This is a genomic window from Blastococcus sp. SYSU DS0616, assembly GCF_054051015.1.
Window position 1 is genome coordinate 77,161 of sequence record NZ_JBJHAJ010000006.1, and the last position, 12,938, is coordinate 90,098.

The following is a 12,938-nucleotide window of genomic DNA, read 5'->3' on the forward strand; positions in this document are numbered from 1 at the left end:
CTCGTCGGCCGCTACCGCTCGACGTCCATGCGCCGCACCAGGTGACCGTCGAAGGTGTAGACGTGGCGGACGTCGGAGCGCTCCAGGACGAGACCGCCGGGGTCGCGGAACACCTGCCGGACGCCGACCTCGACCGAGCCGTCCCCGCGTTCGGAGACGGCGGTCGGCCGCAGGTTCGGCCGGATCTCGGCCCACTGGTGCTCCCAGTACTGGCGGACGGCGTCACGCCCGACGAGCCGGCCGCCCTGCCAGCCGTTGGGCCAGTCCACATCCGGCGTCATCGCCGCCACCACCGTCTCGATGTCGCGCGCGTCGAACGCGTCGTACAGCGAGCGCAGCAGGGCCTCGCGGTCGGCGGTCACCTCCGGTCCACCTCCGGGACGACGTCGTAGGAAGGGCTGCAGCAGCGGGCCAGGACGCGGACGGTAGCGCGGCCGGGGACCTCGTGGGCGCTGCTGCGGCGCCCGTCGGCGCACGGTCCCGGGAGCGCGGTGGGCGGGTGACCGGGATGCCGGAGGGGCCGGCGCGTACCGGTTCAGTCCTCGCCCGGGTACGGCGGCGCGCTGTCGGCCACGACGGCACCTCGTCGGCCGAGCGGCTGCTCCGGCCCGACCGTCGAGTCGCGCACGGTCTGCCGCTCGGTCTCGGCGTTCACCGCGGCACCGAGGAAGATGAGGGCGACCGTCGTCCACAGCCAGAACATGCTGATCGCCACGCCCGCGAGGGAGCCGTAGGTCGACTGGTAGCTGCCCAGGCTCTGCACGTAGGAGAAGAAGGCCAGGGTGGTGCCGAGCCAGACCAGCGTCGTCAGCACCGATCCGGCCGTGAGCCACCGCCACCGCGCGTCCCGGCGGTCCGGGGCCAACCGGTAGAGGACCGTGAGGGCCGCCACCATGAGCACGGCCAGCGCAATCCAGGACAGCACCGACGCGGCGGCGCGGACCGGACCGGGGGCGCCAGCGAGCCGGGCGCCGACGACCCCCGCCGCGGCGATCAGGCCGGCGAGCCCCACGGCGCCGGCGAGCACGAAGAGCAGGGCCAGGCCACTGCGGCGCAGCAGACCGCGCGTCTCCGTCTGGTGGTAGGCGATGCAGACGCCGTCGATGAGGTACGTCATCGCGGTCGTCGCCGTCCAGAGGGCCACGAGGAGGCCGGTGAGCCCCCGGAAGGTGAGCACCTGGGCCGACGCGGCGGTGATCGTCGTGAGCTGGTCGGCGACGATCGACTCGAGGTCGTCGGGCAGCACGTCCGCCACCTCGGACAGCTGCTCGAGCGCCGTTCCGGGGGTGTTCACGACGCCGTAGATCGACACGGCGGTCACCAGCACCGGGGCGACCGACAGGACGGCGAAGAACGCCACCCCGGCGCTCTGGACCATCAGCCGATCGGTGAGCAGCTGCCGGACGGCTCGCGCCAGCAGAGCCCGCCAACCCGCGGCGGAGATGCGGTGCGGCGAGTCCGCGTCGTACCGCTCGGTCCCGTCCTCCCGGTCCTCGGTGCCGGTCGGGGGACGCCCGTGCCGGGCCACAGCCATGACTCATCCCACCCCCGGAGGCGGGTGGTCGCAACGGCGACGGGGCCGACCGCGCGCCTCGCCGTCGCCGGTGCGCGTCAGCCCTCCTCGGGGCGGAGCACCGTCAGCGTGACCCCGGCGGCCAGGCGGTAGGGGTTGGTGGTCACCAGGCCGCCGACCACCTTCCGCAGCCGGGACATCTCCGCCCGGACGGTGACGCAGTGCGCCGCGTCGCCGAAGAGCGCGGTGCTCAACCGGTCGGCGCCCAGCCCCGCCCGGCCGGCCTGGTGCAGCAGGAGCAGGAGGTCGGCGTGCCGGCGGGTCAGCGGGGTGACCCACGGGTCACGGCGGGACCGGAGGCGGAGCACGGGTGGGCCGGTGAGGTCCAGTTCGGCGGCGACGGCGTCCCCGGGGTCGTGCGGCCGGACCAGCCAGCCCTCACCGACGCGTTCGGGCGTGCACAGCCCGAGGCCCGGGACGGCGAGCACCGTGCCATCGCGCGGCACCGCGACCCGGTCGCGCGCGGCGATACCCGACCGGTGCGCGACCCAGCCGTGCTCGTCGACCAGCAGCAGCGGGCCGGAGACGGTGGCCAGCACGCCGCGGGCCGAGCGGCGCAACCGCTCCAGGCGCTGCTCGTGGTGCCGCCACAGCTGGGCTTCTGCCAGCCGGACGGCGGTCTCGACGAGCGCCGCGATGACCGGGTGCAGGGTCAGCGCGGGCCCGCTGACGTCGACGACGCCGAGCAGCTCACCGCTGACGGGGTGGTGGATCGGCGCGGCCGTGCAGTACCAGGGGTGCTGGGCCTGCTCGAAGTGCTCGGCGGAGAACAGCTGCACCGGCGCCGCCTCGGCCAACGCCGTCCCGATGGCGTTGGTGCCGACGGTCTGCTCGGTCCACCGGGCGCCGTCGGTGAAGCCCAGGGCGTCGGCGCGCAGCCGCACCCGGGCCGATCCCTCCCGCCAGAGGAGGACGCCGTCGGCGTCGGTGACGACCATGAGGAAGGCCGACGCGTCCGCCACGCTGCCGAGGACCTGCCGCAGCTCACCGATCACCGGCAGCAGGGGCGAGCACCGGCGTCGGCGCTCGACCTCGGCGGGGCACAGCGGTTCGCGGGCGTTGGTGCGCGACGGGTCGAGCCCGAGGCCCAGGACCCGTGACCACGAGCGCGCGACGACCCCGCGGGGGCGGACGGGCGGCCGGCTGCCCCCGATCACCGCGTCGTGCACGCGCACCAGCACGCGGGCGTGCTGCGACAGGTCGGTACCGGGAGCGATCGCCGAGTAGCCGGTCACGCCGCACCTCCACCTCGCCCCGGCCGCGTGCAACACGCTGCAACGCTTCCGCCGCCGACCCCCGGGCGCTGTGCTGCACATCACACCACGTCGACCCGTGCCCGCGGGAGGTAGCCATGACGCAGACCCTCGACACGACCACGCAGGCCCCGGCGCAGCGGGCCGAGCGCTGGCTCGCCGACTTCGCCGACGCGCTGCGCGCCTGCGACGTCGCGCGTGCGGCCGGCATGTTCGCCGCCACCAGCTTCTGGCGCGACCTGATCGCCTTCAGCTGGAACATCACCACCGTCGAGAACCCGGCCGGCGTGAGCGACCTGCTGACCCAGACGCTGGAGCGCACCGACCCGTCGTCGTTCACCGTGGCGGAGCCGCCCGAGGAGGCCGACGGCGTCACCACCGCGTGGTTCACCTTCGAGACAGCCGTGGGCCGCGGCACCGGGCTGGTGCGCCTGGTCGAGGAGGACGGTGCGCCGAAGGCGTGGACGTTCCTCACCACGATGCACGAGCTCAAGGGCCACGAGGAGCCACGTGGCGCCGCTCGGCCGATGGGCGCCGAGCACGGGGCGAACAAGCACCGCCTCACCTGGCTGGAGCGGCGGGAGAAGGAGGAGGCCGAGCTGGGGGTCAGTGTCCAGCCCTACGTGCTCGTCGTCGGCGGCGGCCAGGGCGGCATCGCTCTGGGCGCCCGGCTGCGGCAGCTCGGCGTGCCGGCTCTCGTCGTCGACAAGCACGACCGGCCGGGGGACCAGTGGCGCGGCCGGTACAAGTCGCTGTGCCTGCACGACCCGGTCTGGTACGACCACCTGCCGTACCTGAAGTTCCCGGACAACTGGCCGGTGTTCTCACCCAAGGACAAGATCGGCGACTGGCTCGAGTCCTACGTCACGGTCATGGAGGTCCCGTACTGGGGCAGCACGGTGGCCACGACGGCCGCCTACTCGCCCGAGAAGGGGGAGTGGACCGTCCAGGTCGAGCGGCACGGCAAGCCGCTCACCCTGCGCCCGGCGCACGTCGTGCTGGCCACCGGGATGTCCGGCAAGCCGAACGTCCCGGTCATCCCCGGCCAGGACGTCTTCCGCGGCGACCAGCACCACTCGTCGGCGCACCCGGGCCCCGACGCCTACGCCGGGAAGAAGGCGGTCGTCATCGGCAGCAACAACTCCGCCTTCGACATCTGCGGGGCCCTCTGGGAGAACGACGCCGACGTCACCATGGTCCAGCGTTCCTCGACGCACATCGTCAAGAGCGACACCCTCATGGAGATCGGGCTCGGCGCGCTCTACTCCGAGCAGGCGCTGGCCGCCGGCGTCACGACGGAGAAGGCGGACCTGATCTTCGCCTCGCTGCCGTACCGGATCATGCACGAGTTCCAGATCCCGCTGTACGACCAGATGAAGGAGCGCGACGCCGACTTCTACGACCGGCTCGAGAAGGCCGGGTTCTGGCTCGACTTCGGCGAGGACGGCTCCGGCCTGTTCATGAAGTACCTGCGCCGCGGCTCCGGCTACTACATCGACGTGGGGGCTGCCGAGCTGGTCGCGAACGGCGAGGTGAAGCTGGCCCACGGGATCGTCGACCACCTCACCGAGGACGCCGTCGTCCTGGAGGACGGCACCGAGCTGCCGGCCGACCTCGTCGTCTACGCCACCGGGTACGGGTCGATGAACGGCTGGGCGGCCGACCTGATCAGCCAGGAGGTGGCCGACAGGGTCGGCAAGGTGTGGGGCCTCGGCTCGGACACCACCAAGGACCCCGGGCCCTGGGAGGGCGAGCAGCGCAACATGTGGAAGCCCACCCAGCAGGAGGCGCTGTGGTTCCACGGCGGGAACCTGCACCAGTCGCGGCACTACTCGCTGTACCTCGCGCTGCAGCTGAAGGCGCGCTACGAGGGGATCCCGACCCCGGTCCACCGCCTCCAGGAGGTGCACCACCTCAGCTGACCGCCGCCCGGCACCCGCTCCCGGCGGAGCGGGTGCCGGAGGCCCCGCCGGGAACCGCCACCCGGGCGGCGGGGCGTCAGACGGAGATGCCGACGAGCTTGGTGTCGAGGTACTCGTCGATGCCCTCGTACCCGCCCTCGCGGCCGAGGCCGCTCGCCTTCACCCCGCCGAAGGGCGCCGCGGCGGACGTGGGATTGATGTCGTTGATCCCGACCATCCCGAAACGCAGCTGCTCGGTCACCCGGATCGCCGTCGACAGGTCGTTGGTGTAGACGTACGCGGCGAGGCCGTACTCGGTGTCGTTCGCCCGGGCGATGACCTCGTCCTCGTCGTCGAACGGGGTGACCGCGGCGATCGGGCCGAAGGTCTCCTCGCGGGAGACGAGCATGTCCGGCGTCACGTCGGCCAGCAGCGTGGGGGCGAAAAAGGTCGTCCCGTCGAGCCCGTCGACCTGGACCCGCTCGCCACCGACGACGACCCGGGCGCCCCGGGTGCGCGCGTCGAGCACCTGGGCCTCCATCTTCGCCACGGCGCGCTCGTCCACGAGCGGGCCGATGGTGACCCCGTCCTGGTCGCCCTGGCCGATGCGGAGCGCCGCGATCCGCTGCTCGAGCGTCGTGAGGAAGGTGTCGTAGAGGGAGCGGTGCACGTAGATGCGGTTCGGGCTGATGCACGCCTGCCCGGTGTTGAGGAACTTCACCAGCGCCGCGCCCTTGGCCGCGCGGACGGGGTCGGCGTCGGGGAACACGAGGAACGGTGCGTGCCCGCCCAGCTCCACCGACACCCGCTTCAGCGTGGTCGCGGCCTTCGCGGCGAGCATCTTCCCCACCGCAGTGGAGCCGGTGAAGGTGAGCTTCCGGACCACCGGTGACGCCAGCAGCGTGTCGCCGACCTCCGCCGCCCGGGTGGTCGTGACCATGTTGACCACGCCGGCGGGAACGCCGGCGTCGGCGAGCAGCTGCACCGTCGCGACCGCGCAGAGCGGCGTCTGGTCCGCCGGCTTGAGCACCGAGGTGCACCCGGCCGCGATGGCCGGCGCGAGCTTGCGGGTGAGCATCGAGATCGGGTAGTTCCACGGGGTGATGGCCGCGACCACACCGACCGCCTGGCGCATGGTCAGGAACCGCTGGTCGGCCCGCGCCGAGGGGATCGTCACGCCGCCGATGCGCTTGGCCTCCTCGGCGAACCAGGCCAGGAAGTCCGCGGCGTACGCCACCTCGTTCATGGCGGCCTTGAGCGGCTTGCCCTGCTCCCGGGTCATCAGCGCGGCCAGCTCCCTGCGGCGCTCGCGCATCAGGCCGTCGGCCTTCGCCAGCACGGCCGCGCGCTGGTAGGCCGTCGCCCCGGACCACGCCGGCAGCGCGCGCTCCGCGGCGGCGATCGCCGCTTCGGTCTCCGCCCGGCCACCGTCCGCGGCCTGCCCGATGACCTGCCCCGTGGCCGGGTCCGTGACGTCGAAGGAGGCACCTCCGTCGGCCGGGCACCACTGCCCGTCGACGTAGATCGTGCGGCCCTGGTCCTGCGTCATCACACGCCCTCCACTGGGTGTCCTGCGCGTCCGGAGCCCGGGCCCGCCTGCTCGGAGCGTCGGGGCCGGTACTGCGAGCGGTCCTGCTGCCTGGGCGATGGTGACACGCGCCACGGTGCGCTCGGCGGAGTGGCCCGTTCCGGCACGCGTGCGTGGGACGGCCGCGCGGAGCGGGCAGGGACCTTCCGCCCTGCCCCCGCGGCGCCGGGAGGAGCACCGTGGTCCTCACCAGCGGCCTCGAGGAGGCGGGATGACCACCAGGGAGAACGCACAGGGGGGACCGGGGGCCGGGCGCGGGCGCCGGGCGCCGGATCCGCTGCAGATGACGGAGTTCGAGAAGCGGGTCTGCGAGTGGGAGGCGCGGCACGACGTCGCCGCCCGCGGTCACCGAGCGGCCCCGGACGTCGTGCAGCACTACCTCGCCCACGAGCGGCTCACCGAGGCCGCCCGGCCCCGGCCGGCCGGCGCGCACGCCGTGGGCGCGCGGCAGCGCCCCCGGCCGCCCGCGGAGCAACCGCCCTCGCGGGTCGGGGAGCTGTTCCGCCGCCCGGTCGACCGCGGCTGAGGCGCGGGGAGCGGGCCCGAGGCGCCTGAGACGCCCGGGCGCTCGCGCGTCGACGTCCCACCCTGGCCACCCCCGCCCGGAGCGCCGTCGGACCCTCCGTGCCCGGGCGCGGGGCCCGGCCTCTTGTCCCGAGGGGGCGGGGGCGGACACACTGCGGCCGTCCCGACAGAACCGGCGTCGGCCGGACGCCGTGCGGATCCCAGGAGCGCCCCGATGCTGTTCTACGTCAGCCTCCGCGTCGACCACACCCGGCTGGACCGGGACGCCTTCTGGGACGAGTGGGAGCGGGAGACGGAGGCGGCGCTCGGCGCGATGGAGGCGGGGCTCGTCAAGAACCTGTACAAGGTCGCCGGGCAACGCCGGGTCATCGGGGTCGTCGACGTCGAGTCGCACGACCAGCTCGACCAGGTCGTGATGGGCGCCCTACCGATGAGTCACCACCTGACCCTGGAGGAGGTGCTCCCGATCCGGGAGTACGCGGCCTTCGCCGAGGACGTCCGCGGACGCTGGCAGCCCTGACCCCGGACGCCCGGCCTCCCGGGCGCACCCGCGGCGATCTCGTATCGTCCTCCGCCATGCGCCCCTCGGCAGCCGTCGACACGGGCCGTGGCTGGGTCATGGTCGCCGCGGCGTTCGCGGGCATGTTCGTCTCGTTCGGGATCGCCTACTCCTTCGGCGCGTTCCTCGAGCCCATGGCGGCGGAGTTCGGCTCCGGCCGGGGTGCCACGTCGGCCTTCTTCGCGCTGACCTCGCTCACCTACTTCGGCCTCGGCGCGCTCAGCGGCGTCGCGGTGGACCGCTACGGCCCCCGGCGGGTGCTGCTGGTCGGCGGCGTCGCGCTCGGGGCCGGGCTGACCGCGACCTCGCAGGCCGGCGAGCTGTGGATCGGGCTGCTCACCTACGGCCTGGGGGTGGGCATCGGGGTGGCCTGCGCGTACGTCCCGATGGTCGCCGTCGTCAGCGGGTGGTTCGAGGGACGGCGGACCATCGCCGTCGGGGTGGCGGTGACGGGGATCGGCCTGGGCACGCTCACCGTCGCGCCCCTGGCGGCTGCCCTGATCGGCGAGCTGGGCTGGCGGAACACGCACCTCGTGCTCGGACTGGCCGGCGCGGTCGTCCTGCTGGTGTGCGCCGCGGTCGTGCAGCGCCCGCCGGTGCAGACCGGCCCGGCGGCGCTGACGCTGCGTGAGGCCGTCCGGAACCGGGACTACCGGCGGCTGTACCTGGCGTCGGGCCTCATGGCCGTCGCGCTGTTCGTGCCCTTCGTGCACCTGCCCGGGTACGCCGAGCAGGCCGGGATCGACCGGGTCGCGGCGGCCGCGCTGGTCGGGGTGATCGGCGCGGCGAGCACCGCCGGCCGGCTGCTGCTCGGACTGGTTGCCGCGCGGACCGGGACGTTGCGCGCCTTCCAGGGGTGCTTCCTGACGATGGCCGTGAGCTTCGCGCTGTGGGGGGTCGGTGGCGGGTACGGCGTCCTGGCCGCCTTCGCCGTGGTGCTCGGGGTGGGCTACGGAGGGTTCGTCGCGATCGGTCCCGCGGTCGTCGCCGAGCGCTTCGGCACCACCCGCCTGGGCGGCCTGCTGGGGGTGCTGTACACCAGCGCCGGCCTCGGCTCGGCCGTGGGAGCGCCGCTCGCCGGTGCGACCGTCGATGCCTCCGGGTCCTACGCCCCGGTGATCGCCGGCTGCCTCGCCCTGGGGCTGGCCGCCTACCTGACCGTGCTCAGCGTCGGTCGCACCTGACCGCGGTGCGGGGTCGGGGGCGCCGCTCCTGCACCCGACGAGCGAGGTGACGTCTCGGGGTCGACGCCCTCACACCGCGTCGTAGGTAGCCGCGGATCGGGTAGCCGCCGCGCGGACCGGTGCCGTGCCCGATTGCGGACGGGAGGGACCGGCATGTGAGCTGGATCACGCGTTGGTCGCACCGCTGCGGAGGTCCCGATGCCGGTCAGCCTGGTGGGGCGCCCTCGCCGCCGACCCTCAGCACGGCTCGCCCCGCCACGCCAGACCGCGCCCCGCGACCGGAGCGGTGGGTGACGCGGCGCCGCCCGACCGGACGGCAGAGACGTCCGCGCCGATCGGCGCGGGGGACCACGGAGGGGACGCGCACGACGCGGGCCGTCCAGGACCAGAGGAGGAGCGCGGTGGCAGGGAACAAGGCCGTCCGGTACATGGGACCGGGCAAGGTGGAGGTCGCGGACCTGGACTACCCCAAGCTGGAGCTGTCGAGCGGCCCGGGGGTGCACCCGTCCAACGTCGGCCGCAAGACGCCGCACGGGGTCATCCTCAAGACGGTCACCAGCAACATCTGCGGCAGCGACCAGCACATGGTGCGCGGGCGCACGACCGCTCCCGAGGGGTTGGTCCTCGGGCACGAGATCACCGGGGAGGTCGTGGAGAAGGGGCCCGACGTCGAGTTCCTGGACGTCGGCGACATCGTCAGCGTGCCGTTCAACATCGCCTGCGGCCGCTGCCGCAACTGCAAGGAGGGCCGAACCGGCCTCTGCCTCACGGTGAACCCGGACCGTCCGGGCTCGGCGTACGGGTACGTCGACATGGGCGGGTGGACCGGTGGTCAGGCCGAGTACGTCATGGTTCCGTACGCGGACTTCAACTGCCTGCGCTTCCCCGACCGCGACCAAGCGCTGGAGAAGATCCAGGACCTCACGATGCTGTCCGACATCTTCCCGACCGGCTACCACGGCTGCTACACGGCCGGGGTGACCACCGGGTCGACGGTGTACATCGCCGGCGCCGGTCCCGTGGGACTGGCAGCGGCCGTGTCGGCGCACCTGCTCGGGGCCGCGGTCGTGATCGTGGGCGACCTGATCGAGGACCGGCTGGCCCAGGCCCGCAGCTTCGGCTGCGAGACGATCGACGTCTCCAAGGGCGACCCGAAGGACCAGATCGCCCAGATCCTGGGCGAGCCCGAGGTCGACTGCGGCGTGGACGCCGTGGGCTTCGAGGCCCGGGGGCACGGCGAGGGGGCCCAGCAGGAGGCGCCCGCGACCGTGCTGAACTCGCTGATGGAGATCACCCGGGCCGGCGGTGCCCTCGGCATCCCCGGGCTCTACGTCACCGGGGACCCGGGCGCGGCCGACGAGGCGGCGAAGACCGGGTCGCTCTCCATCCGGCTGGGGTTGGGCTGGGCGAAGTCGCACGTCTTCACCACCGGCCAGTGCCCGGTCATGCGGTACAACCGCCAGCTGATGATGGCGATCCTGCACGACAAGGTGCAGATCGCGAAGGCGGTCAACGCCACGGTCATCCCGCTGGAGGACGCACCGCGCGGCTACACCGAGTTCGACCAGGGCGCGCCCCGCAAGTACGTGCTCGATCCGCACGGCATGGTGGGCACGGCCGCCTGATCGGGGCCGGTTCCCCGGCGTCCCCGCACCGCCCTGGCCGGCGGTGCGGGGACGCCCGGCCGCGCCCGGACCTAGGACCGGCCAGCCGTGCGCGGGGAGCGGCGCAGGAAGTCGTCGGCGATCTGGTCGAACGTCGCCCAGCGGACGCCGTCGTGCCCGTTGATGTGCTCGATCAGGCGTTCCAGCATGAGCAGCACCTGCGGGCGCCCGGCGACGTCCGGGTGGATGGTCATGGTGAACGCCGCGTAGTCCATCTCCCGGTGCACCCAGTCGAACTGGTCGCGCCACATCTGCTCGATGTCCCGCGGGTTGACGAAGCCGTGGCTGTTGGGGCTGGACTTGATGAACATCATCGGCGGCAGGTCGTCGAGGTACCAGTTGGCGGGGATCTCGACCAGATCGGTCTCCTCCCCGCGGACGAGCGGCTCCATCCAGCTCTCCGCGGGCGCCGAGTAGTCGATCTTCGTCCACGAGTCGCCGACCCGGACGTAGTAGGGCTCGAAGTCGCGGTGCATCAACGAGTGGTCGTACGTGATCCCGCGCTCGAGCAGCAGCTCGTTCGTGACGCCGCTGAACTCCCACCACGGCGCGACGTACCCCGTCGGGCGGCGCCCGGCCCTCTGCTCGATCAGCCCGATGCAGCGGTCGAGCACCGCCTGCTCCTGTTCCCGGCTCATCGCGATCGGGTTCTCGTGGCTGTAGCCGTGGACGCCGATCTCGTGCCCGGCCGCGACACAGGCGTCGAACTGCTCCGGGAACGTCTCGATCGAGTGCCCCGGCCAGAAGAACGTCTGGGTGAGCTCGTTGCGCCGGAAGAGCTCGAGGATGCGCGGGACGCCGACCTCGCCGGCGAACACACCCCGCGAGATGTCGTCCGGGGAGTCCTCCCCGCCGTACGAGCCCAGCCAGCCACCCACGGCGTCGATGTCGACACCGAAGGCCACGAAGATCTCCTTGCTCATCGTCGTCGCGCTCCTTCGCGTAGGCCGCCCCGGGCCGGGCCGGGGCGGGGGTTCAGCCGGTGAGGTGCTGGTCCAGGACCCGCTGCGGATCGTCGGGGGCGAGGGCGAGCGCCGCCGCCAGCAGCAGCCGCCCCTGCCACGGGCTCAGATCGCCGGCGAACACGGCCCCGCCGCGCGCCAGGCGGGCTCCGCCTGCGGCGTAGAGCGGTGCCACGGGGCCCGATGCCACCCGGGAGCACACCAGGACGGGGATCCCGCGGGCCACGAGCTCCTCGGCGGCCTCGGCGATCGCCGGGGGGACGTTGCCGGCGCCGAAGGCCTGCACGACGACGCCCGCGGCGCCGGCGGCCACCGCCGCGTGCAGCAGCGACGCGTCCGCGCCCAGGTAGCAGGCCACGACGTCGACGCGGGGCAGCTCCGACCGCAGGTCGAGCGGGAGGGGTGGGCGGCGCGCGGGCGTGGCCAGCGGCAGCACCGACTCGCCGGCCAGCCGGATCACCGGTCCACGCCCGGGAGCGCCGAACGCACCGCTGCGCAGGGTGTCGACCTTGCGCACCCCGCGGGCGGCGAAGGCCAGGCCGTCGAAGCAGAGCAGGGCGCCGAGGTCCCGCGCGGCGGGGGAGGCGGCGACCCGCAGCGCATCGGCGAGGTTGGCGGGACCGTCGGGAGCCGGGCTGTCGAACGGGCGTTGCGCCCCGGTGAAGACGATGGGGCGCGGGTCGTCGTGGACGAGGTCGGCGAGGTACGCGGACTCCTCCATGGTGTCGGTGCCCTGGGTGAGGACGACGCCGTCCACCCCGCCGGCCAGGCAGCGTCGCGCCTCGGCCACCAGCTCCCGCAGGTCGGACGTCGTGAGCGCGAAGCTGCCGACGGTGCCGAGGTCGCTCGTCGTCACGGTCAGGCCGGCCAGGGGACCGGCCGCCTCGAGCAGTTCGGCTGCGGGGGTGACGGCCGCGAGCCCCTCGGGCCCCTGCCGGCTGGCGATGGTGCCGCCTGTGGCGAGCAGGTGGACACGTGCCACGCGACCTCCGTCCGGGCTGGAACGCCATGCGGCGACGACCTGCCCTACGTTCCTCCCTCCGTCGCAGGTCGGCGACCGGAGACGCACCGCGCCGCGCACGAGGGGGCGTGCGTCGATCCCGCCCGCTCGCGGTCGGCCGACCGGACCGATGAGAACGGGTGGCGGCGGGGGTCTACCGCTCGTCAGCGACGCGGAACGGCAGGAGCCCTCATGACCAGCACCCCCACCACCTCGGCCACCTTTCGCACCACCCTCTGGGCGAGCGGCGGGAACAACGTCGGCATCGTCGTTCCCGACGACGTGCTGCGGAGCTTCGGCCGCGGTGCGCGGGTGCCCGTGGTCGTCACCGTCGACGGCGGCCACACCTACCGCACGACCACCGCCTCGATGGGCGGCCGGTTCCTCGTGACCTTCAACGCCGCGACCCGCGCGGCCACCGGCCGTGGGGCGGGGGACGAGGTCGAGGTGCGGCTCGAGGTCGACGACGCGCCGCGCACGGTGGACCTCCCGCCCGCGCTCGCCGAGGCCTTCGCCGCCCACCCCGCCGCGGCCGACGCCTGGGCGGCCCTCTCGTACAGCAAGCAGCGGGCACACGCGGAGTCGGTGGCCGGTGCCCGCACTCCGGAGACGAGCGCCCGCCGCGTCACGAAGGTGCTCGCCGCGCTCACGTGACCCGATCCGCTGGACGGCGGGGTTCCCCGCCGCGTCGTCGGTACCGGAGCGGTGCCGGGTCCCGCACGTCCGGCC

12 protein-coding genes are annotated in these 12,938 nt (G+C 73.8%); 6 read left to right on the forward strand and 6 right to left on the reverse strand.

Annotated elements, in window-relative coordinates:
- Positions 1-11: 11 nt before the first annotated feature.
- The 3 genes from ACI79K_RS06345 to ACI79K_RS06355 all read right to left on the reverse strand — a co-directional run bounded on the left by ACI79K_RS06345 (position 12) and on the right by ACI79K_RS06355 (position 2,808).
- On the reverse strand, positions 12-362 hold the full coding sequence (locus tag ACI79K_RS06345; protein WP_456599268.1) for a nuclear transport factor 2 family protein: 351 nt from the start codon (positions 360-362) through the stop codon (positions 12-14).
- 173 nt (positions 363-535) lie between these two features.
- Positions 536-1,534 carry a YihY/virulence factor BrkB family protein gene (locus ACI79K_RS06350; RefSeq protein ID WP_456599269.1) on the reverse strand — a complete coding sequence of 333 codons (999 nt, stop codon included), beginning with the start codon at positions 1,532-1,534 and terminating at the stop codon, positions 536-538.
- A gap of 77 nt (positions 1,535-1,611) precedes the next feature.
- Positions 1,612-2,808, reverse strand: a complete 1,197-nt coding sequence (locus ACI79K_RS06355) for a GAF domain-containing protein (RefSeq protein ID WP_456599270.1) — start codon at positions 2,806-2,808, stop codon at positions 1,612-1,614.
- A 116-nt stretch (positions 2,809-2,924) separates the two neighbouring features.
- Here ACI79K_RS06355 and ACI79K_RS06360 point away from each other — a divergent pair, with 116 nt between their 5' ends.
- On the forward strand, positions 2,925-4,748 hold the full coding sequence (locus tag ACI79K_RS06360) for a flavin-containing monooxygenase (RefSeq protein ID WP_456599271.1): 1,824 nt from the start codon (positions 2,925-2,927) through the stop codon (positions 4,746-4,748).
- Positions 4,749-4,824: 76 nt separating this feature from the next.
- On the opposite strand, the gene ACI79K_RS06365 is transcribed toward ACI79K_RS06360, so the two are convergent.
- On the reverse strand, positions 4,825-6,276 hold the full coding sequence (locus ACI79K_RS06365) for an NAD-dependent succinate-semialdehyde dehydrogenase (protein ID WP_456599272.1): 1,452 nt from the start codon (positions 6,274-6,276) through the stop codon (positions 4,825-4,827).
- Between the two features lie 250 nt (positions 6,277-6,526).
- On the opposite strand from ACI79K_RS06365, the gene ACI79K_RS06370 reads away from it, so the two are divergent.
- The 4 genes from ACI79K_RS06370 (at position 6,527) to fdhA (ending at position 10,208) form a co-directional block, all read left to right on the forward strand.
- Entirely contained in the window at positions 6,527-6,841 is a 315-nt protein-coding gene (locus tag ACI79K_RS06370) for a hypothetical protein (RefSeq protein WP_456587964.1), read from the forward strand.
- 213 nt (positions 6,842-7,054) lie between these two features.
- The gene (locus ACI79K_RS06375; RefSeq protein ID WP_456587963.1) at positions 7,055-7,360 is read left to right on the forward strand and encodes a muconolactone Delta-isomerase family protein; all 306 of its coding nucleotides are present in this window, start codon (positions 7,055-7,057) and stop codon (positions 7,358-7,360) included.
- A gap of 56 nt (positions 7,361-7,416) precedes the next feature.
- Positions 7,417-8,583, forward strand: coding sequence for an MFS transporter (locus ACI79K_RS06380; protein ID WP_456587962.1), 1,167 nt, complete (start codon positions 7,417-7,419; stop codon positions 8,581-8,583).
- A gap of 401 nt (positions 8,584-8,984) precedes the next feature.
- Positions 8,985-10,208 carry a formaldehyde dehydrogenase, glutathione-independent gene (gene fdhA, locus ACI79K_RS06385; RefSeq protein WP_456587961.1) on the forward strand — a complete coding sequence of 408 codons (1,224 nt, stop codon included), beginning with the start codon at positions 8,985-8,987 and terminating at the stop codon, positions 10,206-10,208.
- A gap of 71 nt (positions 10,209-10,279) precedes the next feature.
- Here fdhA and ACI79K_RS06390 read toward each other — a convergent pair whose 3' ends face one another.
- Complete coding sequence (locus ACI79K_RS06390; protein WP_456595556.1) at positions 10,280-11,170, reverse strand: polysaccharide deacetylase family protein; 891 nt, start codon at positions 11,168-11,170, stop codon at positions 10,280-10,282.
- Between the two features lie 52 nt (positions 11,171-11,222).
- A complete protein-coding gene (locus ACI79K_RS06395; protein WP_456599273.1) occupies positions 11,223-12,191 on the reverse strand; it encodes an asparaginase in 969 nt (322 codons plus the stop codon).
- 210 nt (positions 12,192-12,401) lie between these two features.
- Here ACI79K_RS06395 and ACI79K_RS06400 point away from each other — a divergent pair, with 210 nt between their 5' ends.
- Positions 12,402-12,863, forward strand: coding sequence for a DUF1905 domain-containing protein (locus ACI79K_RS06400; RefSeq protein WP_456599274.1), 462 nt, complete (start codon positions 12,402-12,404; stop codon positions 12,861-12,863).
- Positions 12,864-12,938 lie beyond the last annotated feature (75 nt).